Source organism: Novosphingobium sp. RL4, assembly GCF_035658495.1.
GTDB lineage: Bacteria > Pseudomonadota > Alphaproteobacteria > Sphingomonadales > Sphingomonadaceae > Novosphingobium.
Map to the genome: position 1 here is coordinate 1638684 of NZ_CP141944.1, position 24357 is coordinate 1663040.

The 24357-nt window shown below is 59.0% G+C and carries 16 protein-coding genes and 1 pseudogene; 14 read left to right on the top strand and 3 right to left on the bottom strand.

Going from position 1 to position 24357, the window contains the following annotated elements:
• Positions 1-6: 6 nt before the first annotated feature.
• From U9J33_RS07985 to U9J33_RS08035, 12 genes and pseudogenes are all read left to right on the top strand, one after another.
• Positions 7-855 (top strand): fumarylacetoacetate hydrolase family protein, encoded by an 849-nt coding sequence (locus U9J33_RS07985; protein ID WP_324698865.1) that lies wholly within the window; start codon positions 7-9, stop codon positions 853-855.
• A complete protein-coding gene (locus U9J33_RS07990) occupies positions 845-2479 on the top strand; it encodes a bifunctional 3-(3-hydroxy-phenyl)propionate/3-hydroxycinnamic acid hydroxylase (RefSeq protein ID WP_324698866.1) in 1635 nt (544 codons plus the stop codon). Before U9J33_RS07985 ends, U9J33_RS07990 begins: the two co-directional genes overlap by 11 nt.
• 480 nt (positions 2480-2959) lie before the next feature.
• Positions 2960-3271, top strand: a pseudogene (locus U9J33_RS24855) (TonB-dependent receptor plug domain-containing protein); the annotation flags it as partial.
• Between the two features lie 486 nt (positions 3272-3757).
• Complete coding sequence (locus tag U9J33_RS24860; protein ID WP_420719878.1) at positions 3758-5482, top strand: TonB-dependent receptor domain-containing protein; 1725 nt, start codon at positions 3758-3760, stop codon at positions 5480-5482.
• A gap of 224 nt (positions 5483-5706) precedes the next feature.
• A complete protein-coding gene (locus U9J33_RS08000) occupies positions 5707-6657 on the top strand; it encodes a LysR family transcriptional regulator (RefSeq protein WP_324698869.1) in 951 nt (316 codons plus the stop codon).
• 287 nt (positions 6658-6944) lie between these two features.
• Positions 6945-9311 (top strand): TonB-dependent receptor, encoded by a 2367-nt coding sequence (locus U9J33_RS08005; RefSeq protein ID WP_324698871.1) that lies wholly within the window; start codon positions 6945-6947, stop codon positions 9309-9311.
• An 85-nt stretch (positions 9312-9396) separates the two neighbouring features.
• On the top strand, positions 9397-10863 hold the full coding sequence (locus U9J33_RS08010; protein ID WP_324698873.1) for an FAD-dependent monooxygenase: 1467 nt from the start codon (positions 9397-9399) through the stop codon (positions 10861-10863).
• Positions 10863-12206 (top strand): amidohydrolase family protein, encoded by a 1344-nt coding sequence (locus U9J33_RS08015; protein WP_324698874.1) that lies wholly within the window; start codon positions 10863-10865, stop codon positions 12204-12206. The genes U9J33_RS08010 and U9J33_RS08015 overlap by 1 nt, the downstream gene beginning before the upstream one ends.
• A complete protein-coding gene (locus U9J33_RS08020; RefSeq protein WP_324698875.1) occupies positions 12203-13156 on the top strand; it encodes an alpha/beta hydrolase fold domain-containing protein in 954 nt (317 codons plus the stop codon). The genes U9J33_RS08015 and U9J33_RS08020 overlap by 4 nt, the downstream gene beginning before the upstream one ends.
• A 19-nt stretch (positions 13157-13175) precedes the next feature.
• Positions 13176-14030: a fumarylacetoacetate hydrolase family protein gene (locus U9J33_RS08025; protein WP_324698876.1), complete on the top strand. Its 855-nt coding sequence runs from the start codon at positions 13176-13178 to the stop codon at positions 14028-14030.
• 59 nt (positions 14031-14089) lie between these two features.
• Complete coding sequence (locus tag U9J33_RS08030) at positions 14090-15010, top strand: VOC family protein (RefSeq protein WP_324698877.1); 921 nt, start codon at positions 14090-14092, stop codon at positions 15008-15010.
• 78 nt (positions 15011-15088) lie between these two features.
• The gene (locus U9J33_RS08035) at positions 15089-16015 is read left to right on the top strand and encodes a 3-keto-5-aminohexanoate cleavage protein (protein ID WP_324698879.1); all 927 of its coding nucleotides are present in this window, start codon (positions 15089-15091) and stop codon (positions 16013-16015) included.
• A 379-nt stretch (positions 16016-16394) separates the two neighbouring features.
• Here U9J33_RS08035 and U9J33_RS08040 read toward each other — a convergent pair whose 3' ends face one another.
• A complete protein-coding gene (locus U9J33_RS08040) occupies positions 16395-18662 on the bottom strand; it encodes a TonB-dependent receptor (RefSeq protein WP_324698880.1) in 2268 nt (755 codons plus the stop codon).
• Between the two features lie 361 nt (positions 18663-19023).
• Here U9J33_RS08040 and U9J33_RS08045 point away from each other — a divergent pair, with 361 nt between their 5' ends.
• Positions 19024-20103: a LacI family DNA-binding transcriptional regulator gene (locus U9J33_RS08045; RefSeq protein WP_324698881.1), complete on the top strand. Its 1080-nt coding sequence runs from the start codon at positions 19024-19026 to the stop codon at positions 20101-20103.
• A gap of 21 nt (positions 20104-20124) precedes the next feature.
• Here the strand turns inward: U9J33_RS08045 and U9J33_RS08050 are convergent, their stop codons facing one another.
• Both U9J33_RS08050 and U9J33_RS08055 read right to left on the bottom strand, forming a co-directional pair.
• The gene (locus U9J33_RS08050; RefSeq protein WP_324698883.1) at positions 20125-21543 is read right to left on the bottom strand and encodes a GMC oxidoreductase; all 1419 of its coding nucleotides are present in this window, start codon (positions 21541-21543) and stop codon (positions 20125-20127) included.
• Positions 21540-22457 (bottom strand): sugar phosphate isomerase/epimerase family protein, encoded by a 918-nt coding sequence (locus U9J33_RS08055; RefSeq protein WP_324698884.1) that lies wholly within the window; start codon positions 22455-22457, stop codon positions 21540-21542. Before U9J33_RS08055 ends, U9J33_RS08050 begins: the two co-directional genes overlap by 4 nt.
• Positions 22458-22981: 524 nt before the next feature.
• Here U9J33_RS08055 and U9J33_RS08060 point away from each other — a divergent pair.
• Positions 22982-24256 (top strand): MFS transporter, encoded by a 1275-nt coding sequence (locus tag U9J33_RS08060; RefSeq protein WP_324699025.1) that lies wholly within the window; start codon positions 22982-22984, stop codon positions 24254-24256.
• Positions 24257-24357: the final 101 nt, after the last annotated feature.

A 24357-nucleotide genomic window follows, 5' to 3' on the forward strand; every position in this document is an offset into this window, starting at 1 on the left:
GCGAATATGAGACTGGCTAGTTTTGAGCATGCAGGCGTTACCACCTGGGGCGTGATTGACGGCAGCGAAGCCATCGACGTCGGGGCGGTGCTTGGGGCTGAATATCCCACGCTGCGGACTGCAATTGCTGCTGATGCGACGGGCCGAATCTCGGCGGTTCTCGCCGATGTGCCGCGCTTCAGTGTCGACGACATCACTTGGTTGCCGGTCATTCCCGACCCGACCAAAATCCTCTGCATCGGTCTCAACTACGAGATGCACCGCGTCGAAACGGGGCGTGACGTGACGGGCCATCCTGCTGTCTTCACCCGCTTTGCCGATAGTCAGATCGGACATAAGGCCCCGATCGTTCGTCCTCACATGTCGACGGAACTCGACTACGAAGGCGAGCTTGCGATCGTGATCGGCAAGGGCGGACGTTACATCAGCCGTGACCAGGCGATGGACCATGTCGCGGGCTATTCGATCTACAATGACGGAAGCGTTCGCGATTGGCAGCGACACACGATCCAGTTCACGCCGGGCAAGAATTTCCCGGGGACGGGCGCTCTCGGTCCTGTGCTGGTGACTTCGGACGAGATTACCGATTACCGCGAACTGAAGCTCGAAACCCGTGTGAACGGCGAAGTGCTCCAGTCTGCCGGTCTCGATCAGCTCATTTTCTCGATCCCGGTGCTGATCGAATATTGCTCTACCTTCACCCCGCTCAATCCCGGCGACGTGATCGCGACCGGCACGCCGGGCGGCGTCGGCGCCAAGCGCAAACCGCCGGTGTGGCTGAAGCCCGGCGACAAGGTCGAGATCGAAGTCTCCCAGATCGGGATCCTGCAAAACGAGGTCGAGGATGAGCGCTGAACAGGCGACCGGTCGGCCCTACGATGTGATCATCGTAGGTGCCGGCCCGACCGGATTGGTATTGGCCAATCTGCTTGGTGGCCAGGGTGTTTCGACCCTGGTCATCGAGCGCAATCCGACAACCGTCCAAGAGCCGCGAGCGGTTTCGATCGACGATGAGTCGCTCCGCACGGTGCAGGCTTCCGGGATGTTGGAATCGGTGATGGGCGGTGTCGTGGCCGGTTACGGCTCGCGCTATCTGACCCCGCAGGGCAAATGCTTCCTTACCGTCCTGCCGAGCGGCCGACCCTATGGACATTCGCGCCGTAACGCATTTCGGCAACCTGATTTCGAAAGCCGGATGCGCGAAGGGCTAAACCGCTTTCCGCACATCACCGCACTCTTTGGCTGGGAAGTCCAGAGTTTCCACCAGGATGCGGAGGGCGTCGAAGTCACTATCTCCGGTGAGGGCGAGACGCGAGCGGTCCAGGGCCGCTTTCTTGTGGGCGCGGACGGAGCGAGCAGCTTCGTTCGCAAGCAACTTGGCATTGCCCTCGAAGGTGAGACGATACCGGAGCGGTGGCTGATCGTTGATCTCGAGAACTCCCCTGCCGAGCGCGATACGGTGGTGTTCTGCGATATCGAGCGCCCATGCATCGCGCTTCCCGGGCCAAATCTGACCCGGCGCTTCGAGTTCAAACTCTTCCGCGGCGAAGACGAAGCCGCGCTTCTGCAGCCCGACAACGTCCAACGGTTACTCCAATCTCGCGGTGTCGCGCCGGGCAGCCGGATTGTCCGGCAGACTGTCTATACCTTCCATGCCCGGCTGGCGGCAAAGTGGACTGTTGGCCGGGTGTTCCTGGCTGGCGACGCGGCGCACCTCACGCCGCCGTTTGCCGGGCAAGGCATGAACAGCGGCGTCCGCGATGCACACAATCTGGCATGGAAGCTGGCTGAGGTTACCTCCGGGCGCCTGCCGGAACGCCTGCTCGAAAGCTATGAACTTGAGCGGCGCGACCATGTGGCAGCGATGATCGAACTCGCCCTGCGGATGGGCCGAATTATGGGTCCGTCCAGCAAGTTGTCCGGCTGGTTGACCCAAACGGCGTTCCGGGTCGCTGGAATCTGGCCTCCGCTTCGCAGTTACTTTGGCGAGATGAAATACAAACCAAAGCCCCGCTTTGAGGCTGGTTTCATTGTTCCGTCGTCGCAGCCCTTGGTCGGTCGTCTCCTGCCGCAGCCGGTGATCGCCGACGCGGTCCATGGTGAACGTCTCCTCGACGACGCGCTACCGCCTGGTTTCGTGCTCTTCGGCGTAGGCGTCACACCGACAGCTCTGGCGGGGGCCGCCAAGGCCTTTGAAACGACGCGGTTGACGCCCAACCTAGTCACCTTGAACGCTCCGGCGGATCCGGCGGTGATCCCCAGCGTGCGTCAAGTCATCACGCAGGGCGTGGCGCCTGGAGACTTGCTGGCGGCCAATGGAATGATGCTGTTGGTCCGACCCGACCGATATGTCATGGCTGCATTCGCCCCCGGCGACGCAACGCAGATCGCGGCTGCGGTTCGCAATCTTACAGGGGGGCGCGAGGCGCCGAATTCTCAAGATCTGACTGTGCCCCGGACCGCTGTGACGGCACGCTGAATGCCGCACAGCCTGCGCCCAGGGTCGCGTGCATACCAGCGCAGGTACGCGGGTGAAGGACGGGGCTGCTGGCGCCGGTGAAGGCCGGCGCCAGCACCACAAAAGCATCGATCCAGTTTGACAGACTGTGAGCGACCTGACAGTATTTTGTCATAACGACAATAATTGATTCTTGCAGTAGATGGGGAGGGTCCCCCGCTCGCAATGAAGTTTGAGGAGAGGTGCCCAGCCGTCCCCAGGCGTGCGCGCTTGGCGCAGACAGCAGGACCATTTCCACCTGAATAATCAGAACGACGGCCACGAGCCGGTACAGGAGGGGAAGAAATGAGCAGGAAAATCCGCAAGATTAGTGCGTGCGGTTTGCTTGGCGGATGTTCGCTTGCAGCGCTGGCCGTCCCGGCCGCAGCCCAGGAGGCAAGCACGCAGCAGTCCAACGCTATACCCGAGATTATCGTTACCGCTCAGAAACGTGCGGAAAGCATGCAGGACGTGCCGATCGCAATTTCGAGCTTTTCGGAAGATAGCCTCAAGGAACGCGGCATTTCTTCCGCGGGTGACTTGCGAACCCAGATTCCGAACATGGCGTTCTCGCGCAACGCCACGAATAGCGTCAATTTCCAGCTTCGCGGCATTGGCGCAAAGCTGACCACCGCGACGGCCGATACTGGCGTCGGCGTGCACATCAACAATGCGCCGCTGACCAATAGCCGTATCGCCGATACCGACTTCTATGATGTTGAGCGTGTCGAGGTGCTGCGCGGACCGCAAGGCACACTCTATGGGCGAAACGCGACCGGCGGCGTCGTCAACATTATTACAGCCAAGCCCAAGGATGACTTTTCCTCCTCGGTCACGGCCGATGTCGGCAACTTCGGCACGATGAAGCTTCGCGGCTATGTGAACGTGCCGCTCGGAGACATCTTCGCAGTTCGGGCCGCTGGCTTCTTGCTCAAGCGCGATGGCTACTCTCAAAACACGTTTACTGGCCGTGACGGCGACGATCGTGACATGTGGGCGGGCCGCCTGACGCTTGGTTTCAAACCCAGCGACAACTTCAGCGGCTGGCTCATGTGGGAGCGGTTCCGTGAGGATGATCGCCGTATGCGCTCGCAGAAGCAGCTCTGCACTCCCGATGCCGGCCCCACCAGCGTGGGCGGTGTGGCGACGAATCCCACGACGCAGGGTTTGCTTAGCCAGGGCTGCGCAAACGGTTCGCTTTATGACGATGCAGCTCTGGGGGCGCCCAATAGCCTCGGCACCGTCAACGGGATCGTCGGGCTGACCACTGGCATGGTCACCGGCAATGCCAATGCCGGCGTACGACAGGACAGCAACCTGCGCCGGTTCGCTTCTGCGATCGATCCCCGCTACATAGCGCGTAACGATGTCGTCGAACTCAATCTCGAATGGGATTTCGCCGCCGGCCTGAAATTGAGCTCGTTGACCTCTTATGTGAAGGACTACAGCTCTGCGAAGCAGGACGCCGACAGTTTCATTCCGAACCTCGGATATAACAACACTGCGCTTTCGCCGGGCGGCGTGTTCGTGGACCCCCAGCTCGGCGCTACGACATTCAACCAGTCGTACCAGAAGGTCGACAACCGCAATCGCCAGTGGACCCAGGAACTGCGGATCCAGTCCGACTTCGACGGGCCGATTAATTTCAACGTCGGCGGTATCTATCTCGACTACAAGACCACCCAGGACTTCATTCTCGCTTCGACAGCTTTCACGGCGCGCTCCGAACAGCTCAACGCGCAAGGCGCGAATATCTATATCGACCCCAACCCTGATCCGGATGGTTCGGGACACAACTACCTGTTCAACAGGACGCCATATCGCCTGAAGGCGAAAGCGGCGTTCGGTGAAGTCTACTGGGATGCGACTGATAACCTGCGCGTGACCGGCGGCCTGCGCTATACGGATGACGACAAGACTTCGGACGTCATTCCTGTGGCTCTATTCACTCCAGGAAGCGGACTGGTCACGACCGAAGTGCAGCATGCACGATTCAAGGAGCTGACCGGGCGCTTCAACGTCGAGTGGAATCCCGAAATCTCGTTCACCGACAAGTCGATGTTCTATGCTTCGTATGCAAAGGGGTACAAGGGAGGGGGCTTCAATCCGGCCTCGTCGGTCAGCGTTGGCGGGGTTCAGCCCACGTACGCCCCCGAGTTTGTCAACGCCTACGAAATCGGAACGAAGAATACGCTCGCCGGCGGGAGTGTGATCCTGAACCTCACCGGGTTCTATTACGACTACGTCGACTATCAGGTCTCCAAGGTCGTTGCCCTCACGGTTGCCAACGAAAACATCGATGCAACCATCAAGGGGATCGAGTTCGAGACGATCGTGCAGCCGGTGCACGGCCTCCGACTCAACGCCAATGTCGGCCTGCTCGATACCTCGATCAAAAAGGGTTCGACGTCGATCGATCTCCTGAACCGTACCCAGGGAGATCCTTCGCTGACGTTCGTCAAGAACGGCAACGGTACGGGATGCGTTGCCAATACCAACGGCATTGCCGGTCTGCTGGGCGGCATCAATGCCGGTGCAATCCCTTCAGCCGCTTTGCTCGGAGTTTGCAGCGGAGCTTTCGCGTCGCAGGGTATCGTGGTGTCGGATGGCATTCCGGTTGATCTGAAGGGCAAGGAGCTTCCCGATGCTCCGAACTGGACGGTCTCGCTCGGCGCAGAGTACCGCTATGACGTGAACGATGACTGGTCGCTCACTCTGCGGGGTGACTACTACCGCCAGGGCAAGAGCTACGCTCGCATTTACAATGCCGAGATCGACCGCCTGAAAGGCTGGGACAACATCAATCTCTCGTTCGTTGCGGCCAGCGAGAAGCAGGATTTCTCGGCCCAGCTGTTCGTGCGCAACCTCGCGAACAAGACTGTCATCACGTCCACCACGACGAATACCGAGCTTTTCGGCATGACCAGCCAGCTCTACCTCAACGAACCCCGGACTTACGGCATCAGCCTGACCAAGTCCTTCTGAGCTAGGTTCGCGAAACCATAAGAGCAATCCCCGGCCGCCCGTATTCGTACGGGCGGCCAAACGGGGCCAAGAAACCACCTGAGTCCGCCTTCAACGGCAATTGGCCATTCTATTATCATGGGAAAAACTTCCCCTGTAAGGCTTCGAACGCCTCACCGGTATCGCTGGCGGTATCGGGCCGGGAGGTGCAGACTTCCGGATCATTCTTGGAGGTTCGCGTCTCGATGCATTTCAACGGCTTCGACCTTAATTTGTTGGTCGCGCTCGATGCGCTTCTGACGGAGCGGAATGTTACACGTGCCGCTGCGCGGCTTCACATTACCCAACCCGCGATGAGCAATGCGCTGCAGAGGTTGCGGCAGCGTCTGGACGACCCCATTCTCGAACGCTCCGGCCGGGAGCTGAAGCTCACTCCGGTTGCCGAGGCGCTGGTTCGGCCTTTGCAGGACCTGCTCAGCCGTACCGAGCAGCTGATCGGTCTTACCGACGGCTTCGACCCGAGCACCGCGACGCGCACGTTCCGCATCGCGATGTCGGATTACTGCGCCGCCGTTTTCATGCCTTTGCTCGTTCAAAAACTATCGGTCTCTGCTCCGCACATTCGGTGCGAGGCCGAAGCCCTCAATGACCAATCGTTTGAGCGGCTTACCGCTCGGAACCTTGATTTCTGTGTCACGGCGCAGGACCTTTTCCTGATGGGAGCAAGCGCTGACGGCAGCAAGGTAAGGCGGGCAGATCTCTTTCGGGACAGCTATGTGACGGCCACAAGCCCTGAGCATCCCGCAGTGAAGCATGGAATGGATGAGGCGACCTATCTTGCATATCCTCATGTGAGTTACCGCTCGGGGAGCGGTGTGCGTTCGTTGGAGGACCAGGCGAAGAGCACTCTCGGTCTCGACACGAAGATCGGGGCAGTCACCTCCGTACTGGTTGCCATGCCGCTGCTGGTTGCTGGAACGGATTACATCGCCACATTTCCGGCCCGCATCACCCAGGTTATCGGCGGTGCCAGGGGTTTCGTTCTGCACGAATGCCCGGTCGAAATTCCCGAGCTGGTCGAGACTTTGCTCTGGAACACGATGTCGGACATGGACCGCGGCCATGTCTGGATGCGCAACGCGATTGTCGAGACCGCGCAAATTCTGCAGAACTCAAAATCATCCGAGGCGGCTTAGCTCGATTGCCTTGATCCCTGTCAGTCATCGCCGTGCGATCGGGATCCTAGTGTCGCTTCAAGGCCAAACGGGGTGGTCGAGGCGACCTCGCTCGGGATCGCTCAACCCGTCGCGTTTCCCGCTTTCCGGACGGTGCCATTGGCTGGATCATCAGCGGAACCTATAGCTCCAATTCAGCGAAGAAATTTTACAACAAGGCCCTGAACACCGCACATCTCAGCTCAGATCCCACGGTTTCCCGCAACGCAGAAAAGGCGGCGGAGACCCCAATGAGTGGGCGGGGAGAGATGATGAAAAGCAGGTTCCTGATTTCGGTCGCGGCGTTCGCCGTTTTGCCTTTCAATCCAGCTGCAGCGCAATCTACCGGCGCCAGCAACCCGTCCGGCGCGACGGCGCAGGCCACGGGCGAGGAGGCGGTTCAACCGCCCCAAGCCGAGGGGCTCCAGGACATTGTTGTGACGGCCCAGCGCCGGTCCGAAAGCCTGCAGCGGGCGGCCATTGCCGTAACTTCGGTTGGAGGTGACGAGTTGCGCGCCGCATCTGTGGTCAGCCCCGTGCAGTTGACTGCCATTGTCCCCGCGCTGCAAATCGCTCCGTCCAACGGCAGCTTCAACTTCTACCTGCGCGGCGTTGGTAACGTGAACGGCAACCCGCTTTCGGAATCCGCGATCGCGTTCAATTACGCTGGTGTCTACATCGGTCGCCCTGCTTCCACCGCGGGATTCTTCTATGACATCGAGCGCGTCGAGGTCCTCAAGGGACCGCAGGGCACTCTCTATGGACGCAACGCCACGGGCGGTGCCATCAACGTCATTCCTAAAGCGCCGACGAACAGCCTCGAAGGCAGCTTCAGCCTGGAGCTGGGCAACTACGATACAGTCAATGCCCAGGGGGCGTTCAACATCCCCGTATCTGAAGGCGTGGCCTTGCGGGTCGCAGGTTTTACGGCCCGTCACGACGGATACATGCACGACGGTACCGATGATCAGGATGACGCCGGCGGGCGCGTCCAGCTTCGAATAGAGCCGGCGGACAACCTCAAGATCAATATCCTGGCAGACTACGTCCATCAGGGCGGAACGGGCGCCGGATCGACCCCGGTCGCGCTTGGTCTGGGCAACCGCGATGGGCTGAGTTCCGATGCGGGACAGGCATTCTACGAGAGCGTGCCCAATACGCTTGGAGGCCGCAATTTTTACGGAATTCCTCGCGTGCAGTACCAGAACAACACGTTTTACGGGGTTGCAGCGACCATCGATTGGAAGACCTCGCTCGGTACACTGACGCTGCTTCCCTCGTATCGGCATAGCAAGATCGACACTCAGAATTCGACGGTCGGCTTCCTGATTACTGAAAAGGATTCGACGAAAGAAAAGAGTCTTGAGGCCCGCTTTGCATCCGACCAGGCGCGATCGCTAAAAGTGCTGATCGGCGGATATTATTACGATGCCGACACGGACGTGCCGCTGTTTTTGGTCAACAATCAGTTCGATTACACCCGCCAGACGTACAAGACCGGGACGACCAGTCTCGCAGCGTTCGGGCGCGTGACGTATGACGTGACGCCGACGTTCCGGTTGAACGGCGGGCTTCGCTATACGCACGAGAAGAAGTACCTTGATGGCACGGACCTCATCCTGGATCGGATTTGTCTGGCCGGGATGGGTGGTTGCCCGGACGCTGAACCATTCGCCTTTGGAGACACCAGCGCACCCGATGTGACAATCGTAGACGGTGCGGTCATTCCGCAGATGCGCTCCGACGGCACATTGCAGGTCGGGACGCTCATCGATGTCAAGCGCAAGGCCAAGTTCGAGCGCGTTACTTGGCGGGCCGGAATGGAGTGGGACGCAGGCCCAAACAGCTTGCTTTACGCGAGCTACGAGACCGGCTTCAAATCGGGCGGATTCTTCTTCACGCACGACGAGGGCGTCTACAAGCCGGAGAACATCAAGGCCTGGACGATTGGTTCGAAGAACAGGTTCCTCTCCAATCGCCTCCAGGTGAACCTCGAAGGTTTCTGGTGGACTTACGCGAACCAGCAAATCAGCCATGTGGCTCTCGATTCCGCGGGTAGCGCTGTCCTGCCGACCGAAAATATCGGCAAGGCCACGATCCGCGGCGTGGAAGGCGAAATCCGGTTCCTCGCAACTCGAAACACGCTGCTTTCCGCCGATCTCCAGTACCTCGACGCGAAGTACAATGATTTCGTCTATTCGGTGCCAGACTTTGGCGCGCCGCCCAGCACGACCTGTCCTTCCACGCTCTCGGGCGTGAATTATTCGGTCGACTGTAGCGGCCGGCGCCCACCGCAGGCCCCAAAGTGGACAGTCAACCTGTCTGCCGAGCAGACCATCGACCTCACGAATGAGGGCAGGGTCGTCCTTTCGGGGCGGATGCACTACCAGTCGAAGACGCTCACATCGCTCGAGTTTCTGCCCGAAGAAGAGCAGAAGGCGTACGCGACATTCGACGCGGCTGCGACCTATCACGCCCCAGCCAACCGATACTTCGTCACGGCTTTCGTCAACAACCTAACCAACCGGACCGTGATGGCAGGATCCTTCCTGCCTCCTTTCAGCACGACGAGCTTCGCGGTCGGAATCCTGCGCCCGCCGCGGACGTACGGTGTGCGTCTGGGCTTCGACTTCTGAGCCCTATCGGGTCGCCTCGAATAACGTGGAGAGTTTTGTGGTAGTTCAAGCAGATGTTGTCGTAATCGGGGCTGGTCCCTCCGGGTTGACGGTTGCGGCGGAGGTCGCCGCGGTCGGCCATAGCGTGGTTGTGCTCGAACGGCGGACCGATGTGGTGGAATCGCGCGCCGGAACTCTGCTGCCTCGCGTGCTCGAGTTGTTCGACACGCGCGGCGTCGCAGAGCGCTTTATCCGCAAAGCCCGCGAAATTCGTCACTGGCCGTTCAATCCCTACCATATCTGGGCCGGGCTGCAGCCGGTGGATTGGCGGCTGATTGAGTCGCGCTATCCGTTCACCCTGCTGGTGCCGCAGAACTATACCGAGGAAGTGCTCCAGGAGTGGGCCCGCGAGGGCGGAGCCGACATCCGCATGGGGCATGAGGTCACGTCGATCGAAATGCACACCAATGGCGTTACGATTGGCGCTCGGACACCGTCAGGCGAGGCCGTGACGGTTGCGGCAAGATACGTCGTCGGCGCCGATGGCGCCCGCAGCACGGTCCGCAAATCCCTCGAGGTCCCTTTCGAAGGGCATGGCCCGACTTTTACGGGCATCATTGCCGACGCAATCATGGACTTCCCTTTCGAGGGCGGATTGAAGATGGTCGGCAACGAGTTGGGGTGGGGCAGCTGCTTTCCTTTCGGAAAGCGGATCGTTCGCTTCAGCATCGTTCACGCCGAAGGCCGCAGCACGCCGCGCGATGTGCCGGTCACTCTTGACGAGTTCAAACGCTGCATCACCGACATTTACGGCAGCGACCTGGGGTGTGAAGGGCTGGCGTGGGCTTCCCGCTACACAGACCAGATGCGGATCGTTCCCTCGCTTCGAAAGGGAAGGGCGTTCCTCGTCGGCGAATCCGCCCGCATTCACTACCCGGCAAGCGGCGTCGGCATGAATTTCTGCATCCAGGACGCATTCAACCTCGGTTGGAAGCTGTCGCACGTTCTTTCCGGGTATGCGGCGCCGGAACTGCTCGACACCTACAACGAGGAGCGCATGGCGGTTGCGCAGGAGTTGCTCCAGAGCGTCAAGCGGCAATGCGCGGTGCAATTCGATTTCTCGGAAGAAGGCATGGCGTACAAGCGCGACCTCGAAGCCCGCTTCCTTCCGCTACCCGAGATGAACCGTAAAGTGGGTCTCGAACTCAACGGGATCGGCGTGCCGTACCCGCGCTCAGCCGATGCGCATCCGACCGTTGGTCTTCGGGCAAAGGATCTCGATCTCGTTCTCCTCGATGGCACTGCATCGCGAGTCTACGAACAGCTCCACGCTCGGCAGTTTGTCCTCTTGGACCTGACAGGTGTTTCGATCACGAAGGGTCTCGATCATCTGCCGGCCAGCGTCCGGGTTGTTGAGGCCAAGGGCGTCCGACTTCCTGCTGATGAGCGAGATCTCCAGGCAATCTTGATCCGGCCTGATGGCTACGTGGCCTGGGCCAGCGATGCGCGTCCAACGGTTCAGGAAATGCGCGAGGCAATCGGCGCTGCCACCTTCGCTGCGGAACTCGTGTGATGGCGGAACGCACCATCATTCGAGGGGCAACTATCGTCTCGATGGACCCAACCATCGGCGATTTTCCCCGCGGCGATATCCTGGTCGAACATGGAAAGATCCGGGCGATCGGTTCAGACCTTGGCCCGATGGATGCGCAGGTGCTGGATGCGGACGGCATGATCGCGATGCCGGGTTTCGTCGATACGCACCGGCATATCTGGCAAAGCTGCATGCGCTACAGCTGCGTGGACTGCAGTGCTCAGGCCTATTTTGAAGACATGCTCTTTACGCGCGGTGGTGGGTATACGCCCGAAGATGTGCGGATCGGCACCTTGATGGGCACGCTTTCGGCCATCGAAAGCGGAATAACGACGCTGCTCGACTGGTCGCATATCCAGAACTCGCCCGAACATACGGACGCATCTATCGCGGCACTACGCGAATCCGGCATGCGGGCGGTCTTTGCACATGGTTGGCCATTGGTGGAGCCTGCCGCCTGGATGGTCGAGAGCGACCGGGCGCACCCGCAGGATATCGCGCGCTTGCGCCGCGACTATTTCGCTTCCGACGACGGTCTTGTCACGCTGGCGATGGCAGCGAGAGGGCCGGAGATGGCGTCGTCATCCGTCTGGAAGGCGGACCTCGAGCTGGCGCGTAGCCTGGGGATCCGATCGACGATCCACATGGGGGCTTTCCCGTTCAACGGCGAGAAATCGGCCATTGCAGAAATGCAACGTGCCGGCGCCCTGGGCGAGGATCTGACTTTCGTTCACTGCAATTGCAGCAGTGATGAAGAACTGACCATGATGGCTGATCACGGCATCACGGTGTCGCTCGGCATCAATGTCGAAATGAATGCTCAGGGCATCGGCGATATTCCGCTCGATCGGCTCCTCGCTCGCGGCATTCGGCCTAGTCTCAGCGGCGACACGGAAGCTTGCGGATGCGGTGACATGTTCACGCAGATGCGAGGCGCCCTCGGGCACTACCGCTCATGGATGGGCGGAGGCCATTCACGGGAAAAGAATGCTCCGGCCACCCTGGCCTCTCGAGACGTGCTCGAGTTTGCAACGATCGAGGGCGCGCGTGCAAACGGACTACTCTCCAAGGTCGGAACCCTTGCCGTCGGAAAATCGGCAGACATCATCCTGATCAATGCGCGGCACCTGAATCTTTTTCCGATGTCCGAGCCGGTTGCTACCGTGGTTGCCGGTGCGCACCCGGGCAACGTGGATACCGTCATGGTGGAAGGCCGGATTCTGAAGCGAGGCGGTGAGCTGGTAGGCTTCGATCTCGATGGTATTCGGCAGCAGGCCGCAGCGTCGCAGGAGCGCATCCTGGGGCGGGGCGTGGACGCATGACGCCGCTCGATCCCCAGCTTGCCGAAATTGCGGAGGCCGCTGCCAAGGCCGGGCCGTCGCTTCTGACGATGGATGTGAGCGAGGCTCGCGCGATCTTCTCGAATATTGCGTCCCACAGTCCTCGCTTTGAGTTCGCAGGGATGCAGGTTGACGATCGTTTGATCGCTGGTTCGGGAGGCGACCTTGCGGTCAGGATCTATCGGCCTGCAGAAATCGCCGGACAGGCGACCACGGTGTTTCTTCATGGCGGGGGCTACATTCTCGGCGGCCTCGATGAGATGGATAACGAGGCCCGGTTTCTGGCCGAGCAATCCAGTTCGGTCGTGGTCTCGGTTGACTACCGCCTTGCCCCTGAACACCGGCTCCCGGCCGCGCACAGCGATGCGGTGACGGCCGTACAATGGGCGAGGGCCCATGCCGAGGAACTGGGCGGAAGCGCGGCGTGCGTCGCCCTGGCGGGCGAGAGCGCAGGTGCGAACCTGGCCGCGAGCGCTGCAGTTTCGCTGAAGGTGCTGGGTGTCAATCTCAGCGGACTACTGCTGATCGTGCCGGCGCCCGATCTCGCGGCGCTGGCTGCGCTTCCCTGCGTTACCGGCGACTATCCGATGCTCTCGACGCATGATCTCCATGCGATCCTGGGAAAGGCGCTGCCTGCCGAAGTCGGCGCGGCCGAACGTTTTCCGATTTCTGCCGCACGAGCTGCCAATCTCGCGTCGATGCCGCCTACGGTAATTGGCTTGGCCGGCCACTGCCCCACCCTCCAGATCGGTGAAGCGTTTGCAGAGCGCCTCGTGGACGCAGGCAATGTCGTCAAGGTTCACCGCTTTGCGAACCTGTTCCATCCCTTTTTCGCATTCGCAGCGATCTCTGAAGCTGCACGCGATGCTTCAGCGCAGCTCATCGTGGATTTTCGTCGAGTTGCATCGGAGCATCGAATTTGCCGGACTTAACGCAAGGGCTTTATCCAGAATGAAGATTGTTCGTTTTAGTGTCGCCGGCTCTCGCCCGCGGATCGGGTTGGTCAAAGGCGACGGGGTCGTCGATCTTGCATTCGCCGGAGTTCATTTCGACAGTGTGCGCCAGATTATCGAGTCCGGCGAGGCAGCGCTTGAGCGACTGAAGAATGTTCATGAAACCGCCGCCCCTGGACTGGCTCTCGCTGCTGTAACGTTGCTCGCGCCGATCGAACGTCCCGGGAAGTATCTCGCCATCGGCATGAACTATCAGAAGCACCTCGAGGAAGCGGACAGGCTCGGGGTCGCCCGGAGAGCTTACCAGACGTGGTTCAACAAACAGACGAGTTGCCTTGCGGGGCCGTTCGACAAGATCGAACCGGGTGTGACCGAGAAGCTCGACTATGAAGTGGAACTGGGCCTCGTGATTGGCCGGTCGGCCAAGGGTGTAAGCGAAGCTGACGCGCTTGATCACGTTTTCGGGTACTTCGTTGCCAACGATGTTTCCGCTCGCGATTGGCAAATGCACACGCCGACATTCACGATGGGCAAGTCCTTTGACACCCACGGTCCGATCGGGCCGTGGATAGTGACCGCGGATGAGATAACGGATCCTCAGTCTCTCGATCTCAGGTGCCTGGTGAACGGCGAGGTTCGGCAGTCGAACAACACCAAGAACATGCTTCATCCCATTCGGGCGCAGATATCCTATCTTTCTACGGCGTTCACGCTTGAGCCGGGCGATCTCATCGCGACCGGAACGCCCGAGGGTGTGGGCGTCGGCATGGATCCGCAAAGTTTCCTGAAATCCGGAGACGTCGTGCGGTGCGAAGTAGAGGGCATCGGTGCAATCGAAAACGAAGTCGCCTGATTGCGAGTTTGCTCGCGAAAACGCGGGACGTTGAGAACCAGCTAGGTGGGAGAGGAAATATGCCCGTCCTGGGAATCCATTCGTATGCCCTGAGCATTCCGGATGTGGATGCCGGCATTGAATTCTATCGGTCGGCAGGCCTGATCGCGACGCAGGCTTACGGGTACGCTTCATTGCGCTGTCCTGACCAGGCGCGCGACTGCGTGACGCTCGTGGCGGCCGAAGGCGACAAGCGCATGCATCACGTCGCCCTTCGCGCCTCAGGGCTCGATGATATCGCCTGCAATGTGCCAAAGTATGGAGGGCGGATCATCAGTCCCCCTGACGGACCGTGGTCCGATGGCCTGTGGATCGAGGATCCGCACGGCATGGTAATTCGACTGGTCGAATGCCCGGCAGACCCTGATTCCGAAGCGGGTCTGCCGTTCGAAATCAACGCGCCAGGCCGGATCGTGCGTTCGGGTAAGTCTGCGATGCTCTCCGGCGATGCCTACGAGCCAGCGCGGCCGCTGAGGCTTGGCCATGTTCTCGTGTTCACGCCAGATGTCCTGGCGAGCGTTGAGTTCGTGACCCGCGCGCTAGGCATGAGGCTCGCCGATCGGGCACAAGACGTAATCGCATTCACGTGCGCCCGCCGAGATAGCGATCATCATGTCCTCGCGTTTGCCAAGTCACCTGGCATCGGCTTCCATCATGCAAGCTTCCAACTGGGCGATCCTGATGACGTGGGACGTGCAGGGAGGGCGCTGAGCGACAAGATCGCACGCGGAGACTGGGGCTTTGGGCGGCATACGATCGGCTCCAATTTCTTCCACTATATCAAGGATCCGTGGGGGAGCTGGTTCGAATACTATGCCGACATGGACTTCATCGAAGACCATGACCTCTGGCAGGCGACAAATTACGAGATGGCAGACAGCCTGGCCAACTGGGGTCCGGCGGTACCCTTCGATTTCGTCCATAACTACGAAGCCGAATAACCGGGCTGCGCCGCGAACGATTGCGTCCTTTTGTAAATCAGGGCCCCGCCTGACAACCAATTCAGACTGGAAACATAAATGGCAAAAGTCATCATCACGTGCGCCGTCACGGGATCGGTTCACGTCCCGAGCATGTCCGATGCGCTGCCGATAACGCCCGAGGAAATCGCAGCACAAGCGATCGCGGCGGCAGATGCAGGAGCCGCCGTACTCCATCTTCATGCGCGCGATCCGCTGGATGGTAGCCCAACTGGTGAGCCAGCGATCTATGAGCAGTTCCTGGGCGTCATCAAGCAGGCAACGGACGCGGTGATCAACATAACCACCGGCGGTGCGACGACCATGCCGGTGTCCAAGCGTCTCGAGGCTGCCGCCAAATTCAAGCCGGAGCTCTGTTCGTTGAACATGGGTTCCCTGAACTTCGCGTTCTTTCAAGCTGCCGATCGCATCAAGACCTGGAAACATGATTGGGAGGAGAGCTACGTTCGCGGCTCGGACGACTACATCTTCCGCAACACATTTCGAGACATTGAGCACATCCTCGAGACGATGAATGATGCTGGCACACGCTTCGAGCACGAATGCTACGACGTGGGACATCTGTACAATCTTGCGCATTTCCTGGACCGTGGTCTCATCCACGAAGGCTTCTTCGTACAGATGGTATTCGGTGTATTGGGCGGCATCGGCGGCGATCTCGAAAACCTCGGAATCATGAAACAGACGGCGGATCGTTTGTTCGGCCGCAATGCCTACCAGTGGTCAGTCTTGGCCGCGGGCAGACACCAGATGCCGTTTCTGACACAAGCGGCTCTCATGGGAGGTCACGTTCGGGTAGGGCTGGAGGACAGCCTGTTCATCGAACGCGGGGTACTTGCCGCGTCAAACGCGCAGCAGGTCGAGAAAATTGTCCGAATTCTCGCGGAAATGGGTCACGAGCCAGCAACCCCTGCGGAAGCTCGCAGCATTTTGGGGCTCAAAGGCGCCGAGAAAGTCCAATTCTAAGCACAAGCTCCCATTGTCGGGGGCGAAGCGGCAGCAGGACCGACCGATGCTGGCTACGCGTAGGCTGACAGGCAATGTCGGTTTTGCGCAGCACAATGGCCCAGGCATGGCAGGCGCGAACCATCATCGTTTCTGGCGGCGAAGATAGCCCAGATCTTCAGGTGCGGCGCGCCGATCTCCCAAGAAGCCGGGAAGGCCGGACGACACTGAGAAGTCTGTTCTGACCGAAGTTGCCCGACCCAGATCCGGTGCGCCGAAAGGCGCTCTCCTACACGTCCGGTTTCAGGTTCCATCCGGTAATCTCGGCGCCGATCGCATGTCTGGTCGCGGAAGATTTGCCGCGACCAGACGTCTGCCGATAGCCCTCGGCCGGGTCGAGTTAGCGGAACCGCCAGCCCACTCGGGCGCCGTAGGTTCGCGGCGGTGCGTAGCTGCCAAAGATTGCGGAAGGGGGGACTACGAAGCCTGCACCGAGCTGTCTGACATCGGTGATGTTATCCATATAGAGTTCGGCGAACCACTTCTCGTCTCCCGTCTCATAGCGGACACTGCCGCTCAGCTGCCCAACAGGGCCCTGTCGAAGCAGCGTGAATGGCGGGACGTCGGCATAGACTTGGGTCAAGACCGTCGAAGAGTGAGAGTAATTGACACTCGTCGTGAGGTTCCCGTCCCAGACCGGAACGACGTATTTCCCGCCCAAAGTGAAAGTGAACCGGGGTGACTGTGCAAGGGGATTGCCTGTCACATCGATAGTACCGTTCCCGGTCGGGAAAAAGCCTGGGATTCCCGGGCATGTCGGAGGGGCCGTCATCGGGCAGGCAAGGGCAAGCTGCCCCATTTTTGAATGGACATACGTCGCTGAGACGTCAAACGACAGCCGATCGGTCAAGGACGCGTGGCCATCCATTTCCAACCCCCAGACTTTGGCGCTGGCTGCGTTCTGCGTCAGGGATTGGTTGTTCTGGATGACCGAAACCTGCAGGTCGGAGTAGTCGTAGTAGAACGCAGCGGTATTCAGCCGCACCCTGCCGCCAGCGAAAGTCGACTTTGTCCCGACTTCGTAGGCAGTGATCTTTTCGGGGTCGAAGTTAGGAACATTCGCCCCTTCGTTTGTGCCACCGGCTTTAAAGCCAGTGCCTACACTCGCATAAATGAGATTGTTCCGGTCGGGGCGCCAGTCGATTCCCGCCTTCCAGATGAAGCTGTTGAAATTTGCGGACTTGTCTACCGTTCCATTAGTGTCGGTCCGATGGCGCGATTTCTTATCGTAATTATATCGTGCGCCGAGTGTCAGGGTCAGCTGGTCGTTGATGTGAACCTTGTCATGCGTGTAAATGGCAAACGTTTCGTTCTTGACGATATGCGGATCAATTCTGAGTGCAAACGCCGGATCGATCTGACCTGCCGGATTGATAAGCGTGAACGGAGGCACTGGCGGTTGTCCTGGTGTGGGCACCAGATCCGTGTCGACGTAGAATTTCTCCTGGGTATTCTCGCGATAGTAGAATGCCCCGACTTGCCAATCGACAACTCCCGGGTTGGAGTTGGTCAGCCTCAGTTCCTGCTGGAAAGCCGTCTGTCGAAAATGCCTCTCGGCGGTGCTGACCTGGACGTTGTTTCCGTCCTGATCGGTAAGCTGATCCAGACGATCGACTTTGTAGGCCGTGAGCGAGTTGAGGCTGACGCGGCCCATATCCCAAGAGACGGTTCCACGATAGCTCGCGCTCTTCTGCTTATTGTAGCCGTTCGTGTTGAAGTAGTTTGTAAATGGATCAAATTGATCGGCTGGGACGTACGGATTGTTGAGGGCCTGGTAGCCCGACCCGTTTTTGTCGATATTGAACGTCTCGACAGTCAGTTGAATGGCGAGTGTCTCTGTAGGAGTGAAGCGCAAGCTTCCTCGGAGCGCGAGATCGTTCGCGTCGTCGATGTCTTGAACACCAGGCGTTTTGGACTTTTGGTAGCCGTCATGCCTGACGTAGTTCACCGCGAGGCGAGCGGCCAGCTTCTCGTCAACGATTGGGACGTTGATCATCCCTTGAACGCCTACGTGATTGTAGTTGCCGTAGGCGAGAGTGGCATTTGCATCGAAGTAATTTTCGGGCTTTGCAGTGATGACGTTGACGACACCCGCGGTGGAGTTGCGTCCGTAGAGCGTCCCTTGAGGGCCTTTAAGAACTTCGACGCGCTCGAGATCGAAGAACGTGCCGTTCAAGGCGCGGCCTAGGGAGAAGTATTGGCCGTCAACATGGAACGCAACCGTGGGGTCGCCGATCAAATTGGCATTCCCGATACCGCGGATTGCGAGAACGGCTTGGCCCCCGCTAAATCCATGGGAGGCCACAGTCAGTCCCGGGACGAAGGCAGGTAGCTGCGAAACCGTATCGATCCGCTGTGTTGCTATGAGATCCCCCGAAAGCGCGACCATAGCAATTGGCGTCGACTGCACTGTGCTGGTCCGCCGCTCCGCAGTGACGATGATATCGCCGGTGCTGGGCGTTTCTGGGGCGGCTGAAGGTTCGCCGGCTGGGCTGGTCTGTTGCCTGGCGTCCTGTGAAACAGTTTGCGCATGTGCCGCGGCGGTGCAAATTAAAGTGCTACAGACGCCAGCGGCCATTATGCCCCGGACGGACACGGAGTTCATCATTGATTTCCCTCTCCCTCAGGTGTCTGATTTGCGGCACGGAGCGGTCTGGCTCCGGCGGCGTGACCCTTTTTGGTTTTCTCAAATGCACTGCTCTTGTGAGCGATTCTCTGTTGTGCCACCATCGTTGTAACAGTTTACATTGCGTCGTCAAGGTTCTGTCAAAGCGACAATTGTCGTCGTGTTGAGGTTTGAAGTTCGAAGATAATTCCGCTATTTCAGTGACATACGTCGAAAATTGCCAGGATCGAAAAAACCCGGCACTAGGCCGACCCTTCGGCGGTAAGTCGGATTTGCATACGCACCTCAATTTTTGTGTTCGCACGAATCGAGAGGCTTCCGGTGCGGCGTGGATCTTGGGGAAATGAGGTTTGATATGCCATCGAAGCAACGTCAGACGGAGCCCGAAGAGGCGACCCGGAAAAAACTCGGCAAACCGGCCAACATTAGGGCCGTCGCCGCGGCCGCCGGCGTATCAACCGCAACTGTCTCCCGTGCCCTGAGTTCACCGGAACGGCTTGGAGCGGACACTTTGGAGCGTGTCCAAGCTGCTATTCAGCGGCTTCAATACACCCCGAACGTGCAGGCGCAGAACATGCGAACCTCGCAGACACGGCTGATAATCGCGCTTGTTCCGGACATCGCGAGCCCATTCTTTTCGGAGATCGTCCGCGGAATTGAGCGAATTGCCCACCGTAACGATTATTCCGTTTTGCTCGGCGACACGGAATTCGACGAGCAGCGTGAGCAGCGCTACGCCAAATTGGTCACTTCTCGGCAGGCCGACGGTCTCATCACGATGTTGCCGCATATCCCATCGGTATTCGCTGAGGGCAGGGCGCCTATCGTCAATGCCTGCGAATGCGTCGATGATCCGTCGATCACCTCCGTCAGCGTGGACAATTTCCGCGGCGCGTGTGCAGCGATGGAGTATTTGATAGCGTTGGGCCATCGCCGAATTGCCTACATTGGCGGCCCAGAAAGCAGTTCTGCGAACAAGGAGCGGGAGGCAGCGTATGTCCATTCGATCGCGGGGGCCGGTGAGGTCGCCGATCCGGATCTGATCGTAAGGGGCGACTATTCCGTGGACTCCGGTACCGCAGCACTTGGCGCTCTCTTCGCGAAGCAAAAGCAATTTACCGCCGTTTTCTGCGCAAATGACGAAATGGCTCTGGGGGCAATTAATGCGATCAAGCAGCGCGGTTTACAGGTCCCGAAGGACATTTCGGTCATCGGCTTTGACGATATAAAGTTCGCGCGGCACTTTGATCCGCCGTTGACAACAGTGGCGCAGCCGGCAAGCGACATTGGCATGGAGGCGGCCAGGCTCCTGATCGAGATTCTGTCTGGCTCGAATCCTCCGCCTCAGAAGCGGGTTTATCCTGCCCACTTGATTGTGCGTGCCTCGACGGGGCCAGCCCCTGCTGCCGCACCACCTGGTTGATCGGCAGCAGGGTCATTAGCACTATTTCGCGAGCGACACGATCGCGTCGGCTGCACGCAGGCCGAATGCGACCGTCGTGAGAGTTGGGTTGCAATGGTTGAGCGAGCCCAGCAAGCCGTTTCCAGCAAGATAGAGGTTTTCAAATCCCCATACCTTGCAGTCGCCGTCTGTCACCGAAGTCTCCGGGTCCGCTCCTGCCCGGTATGTTCCCATCAGGTGCAAGCTCGATCCGAATGGCCGGAGCAGGGGGCTCATACCTTGCCACGGCTCGCCGATCGTGCGCGCCAACTGGTATTGCATAGCGAATGCCCGGGTGACTCTGTCGTGATCGGATTGGGTGAGTTCGACGTGAGCACGAATTGATGGCAGCCCCAGCCCGTCGAGGGTCTCATCATCGAAGCTCAGTCGATTGTCGAAGACCGGATCGGTTCCGATGAAGCACCCGATGTCGGTTGTTCGAAGATGATCTGCTCCTTGGAGGATGCCGGCATGGGCGGTGCTGGGAATATCCAGAATGCCTACCTGGAAATCGCGCCCTTCACCCACCGGGATACGAAGCCATACCGGGGGATCGTCGGGCCCATCGATCGGTGCATCGCCTGATTTGAGCAGAACACGGCTCACGAGATTGAGGTGGTCTGTGAGGTAACGCCCCAGCGCCGGCAACTTTATCCCGGAGCCGTGGAGGAGCTGAGGCGTCCCGAGTGTCCCGCCGCCTACGACAAAGATTGGCGCTTCGAGGTAACACTCCGTCCGTTCAGGCCCATGGCGAACCGTGAGCCCCTTTAGCTGCCCACCGTCGTGGTGTAGCCGTACGGCGACAGTATCCGGCAGCAGGGCCAGTCCAGCCTCACCGCCTGCCAGAAGGTTGTCTCCAGCTGCAAAATCGATCTCACCGTTTGCCCCTACCCGGCCAGCTAGGTCTGCCGGTCGGACAAAATCGGGGCCAAAGCGCTCATTTATGACATCGATGATCCAGCGCTGTCGGGGCGATCCGTCTCCAAACAGCGAGGTTGTCGCCCATAGCAAATCTTCCGCTCGGCCGAGGTAGCTTTCGAATTCGTCCCGCGAGATCGCATTGTCCCACTCCCATTTGAAGTCGGGACGGGGAACCATATAGGACCAGTACGAAAGCATGCCTCCAACCGAGTGGATGCTCGCCGCTCCCTCCAGGCCGGGCCGGGCTTCACTCGAGTTTCCGTGCGGGCGAAGCTTCGTGATTGCTTCTGACAAGAAGTCTTCCGCATTGAGGACATTGCGCCTGTGCCGCCCTGGAGGGCTGTCAAGCAATGGGCCAGCTTCTACGATCAAGACCTTCTTGCCGTTTCGGCCCAATTCGCCAGCCACGGCCATGGAGCCGGCGCCAGACCCGACGACGATTACGTCTGCGTTGAACCTACGAGCTTCATCTGTGCTTACGATAGTGATGGCGCCGGTCATGCGAGTTCTGCCTCCAGCATCTGCACGGTGCGCGTTATCGCAGGGTAGACTTTCGGCGGGTCAAAGCTCGCGCATTCAATCGCGATCGGGCCGGAAAACCCGCTGCGGGTGATGAGCTGGATCGCACGTTCCTGGTCGTAGACTGCCGGCCGCCCATCGTCGTGGAAGCCATATGTCTTAACATGGACGCGTGATGCGAATGGCAGCATTTGCTCCAGAAATGCGAAAGCTTCTTCGGTATCTTCGATGTCGCGCGGTTCGGTCTTGGTCTTGAAGCTTCGCAGGATTTCATCCTGAATTGGCGATATGTTGCCGGTGTCCAAGATCAAACCGAGGCCGGGGCCGACCGCATCGCGGAAATGCGCGATCTTTTCGGCAGTGTCTGTCAATTCGCAGTGGTTCTCGATCAAGAGCTCCACACCTCGTGAGGACGCGTGGTCTCGCAAATCGCGAACAGCATCGACGACCTCCTGAAATGTCGCCGCGCTCCCGCAATCGACAATGCCAGGTGGCAGAAGATTCACGCGGGCTGCCTTGCCGCCAACCTCGGCCACGCGATCGACCGATTGCTTGAGGTCGACCAGGTCCTGTGCGCGATAGACCGCGTTGCCGTCGCCTGCGAAGCTGCCGTCCAGCGTCACGTTGCCCAAGGTAACGCCCTCTTCGAGGAGGGCCTCCGAGAACATTCGGCGCTCCTTCGCGTCCGCCTGTCTGAGGAACCAATCGGGGATCTCCATCCCCGTCACGCCAAATGTCGCACGGAGATGATTGGGAACGTTGGTCAAGGGGACGTTTTTTTCGCCTTCGGTCACCTTAATCCATTGGATTTCGCCGGTTGCAGTCCGGACGGGAAGGCTGATTGGTCCGAGATTGTGGCGTATTCCCCAAGCCGATACCTGAATTTTGCTATTCACGCTTGCTCTCCTGATTTCTGTTTTTTTGAGCCCTGTTGGTGGATCCGGATACGGGCCTGACTTCGGCGCCCCAAAGTCGCTGGAATGGTGGATTGTCCGGAATGATGCTTCGCGGAAAATGCCGCCGAAGCTCGACGACTCATCGCTGCTGGTTGGTGTAATCTGTTACATTGAAGGTTGCAACCACTACCAGTGCCGCGTAAATCGGTTCTCGTAGAAACGGGCGAATCGCGCGATATTACAGAGCTGTCATCGCGGGAGATGGGCGTATAGAGAAAGCCGCAATCGACCCATTAGCTGTAAACCGTTGCCTTGCGGCAGGCGAAGCTAGGGGTGAAAGGCGGAATTGGGTTTCAAGGGTGTACGGATTCCGGGCTCTGGCCGCATAATCGGCGGAGTCGTTCTGTCGGCATCCTTTTCCCTACAGTGCGAATAACCGATTCGTTGGCTTCCCGTCTTCACTGTTTTAACCGCCAGAAAAACATGGCGGATAACAATATTCACGAGAGGGTTGATTTGTGAAAATGGAATCCGTTGGTCGAGTTGATGAGCAGAGGGAGCCGAAAGGATTTGCTTTCCTGTATTTGCTCGCAAATTTCGGCACCTATTTTGCAATACTGCCCCCGACTCTTGGCGGGATGTCAATCAAGCTACAAAATCTGGTCGGCGTGGAGCGTGCTCCGACCATATTGGGTTTGATGATGGGCCTCGGATCTCTTGTCGCGCTGTTCACTCAGCCGATCATCGGCAAGCTCTCGGACAACACCCACAGCAAATTCGGCATGCGAAAGCCCTGGATCCTATTGGGTACAATCGGATTTCTGTTGGCTTTGACGGCGATTGGGCCGGTTGAGGCCATTTTTCTTCTGGTTCCGCTATGGTGCCTGGCTCAAATTTTCAGCAACGTAGTGCAGGGGTCACTGCATGCCGTTGTTGCGGACCAGGTTCCGGAACATCGGCTAGGGTTTATCTCGGGTTTGGGCGGCGTTGCGATACCATGCGCTTTTCTGCTGTCGGCTTTGACGTTGAATATTCTTCCGACTGACTTGCTCCGTTCCATTGTCCCGGCGGCAATCGGCGGCGTCCTTTGCCTGATTTTCATTTTGATGCTGAACGATCGCGTGCTGACCGGCACCCGGAGTAAAATAAATATCGGTGACGTCTTCAGGAGTTTTTCATTCCAGCCTTTGAAATATCGCGATTACGGCATCACGTGGATAAGTAAGGCAATGATCATGTTTTGCTTTGCTTCAATTGCTTCGTATTTGACGCTGTTCCTTGCAAGTTCGTTTCACATGAATGTGGCTCAGCAGCTTCAATTTAACGTATATACTACCGTCTGTTCCGTCGTGATGATGGCGGTTGGGTCATTCGTTGGTGGATGGGCGTCCGATCGCATCGGCAAGCGGCGTGTTTTTGTAGCATTATCCGGCACATGCATCGGGCTGGGAGTGCTGTCTCTTGCCGTGTCGCCACTCATCGGCCGAGAAGCGGGGCTCTCGCTGGTGCTTGTCGGCCAGACGTTCACCGGGCTTGGGTTTGGCTTGTTTCTCTCGGTCGACGCCGCGCTTTGCATCGATGTTTTGCCGGATCCTGAGACGAAAGCGAAAGACCTTGGCGTCTTCAATATAGCCAACACGCTTCCGGGAACCATCGCTCCTCTCGTCGCTGGCTCAGTCGTGCTTCCCATCGGCAATTGGATTGCCCCGGGGTGGGGATTTTCGATCTGGTTCGCTTTGACGGGTGTAATCGGGGTGCTGGGCGGCGCGATCATTTTCAAGGTCCGCGGTGTCCCTTGACCGTGAAGGGACAAAAGGACCTAGGCCCCGCCGCCAAAGCGCGGTTTATGCTGTAGGCCCATTGTCCGACTGGGCAGGGGCCCAAGCTCTGCCCGCCAAAC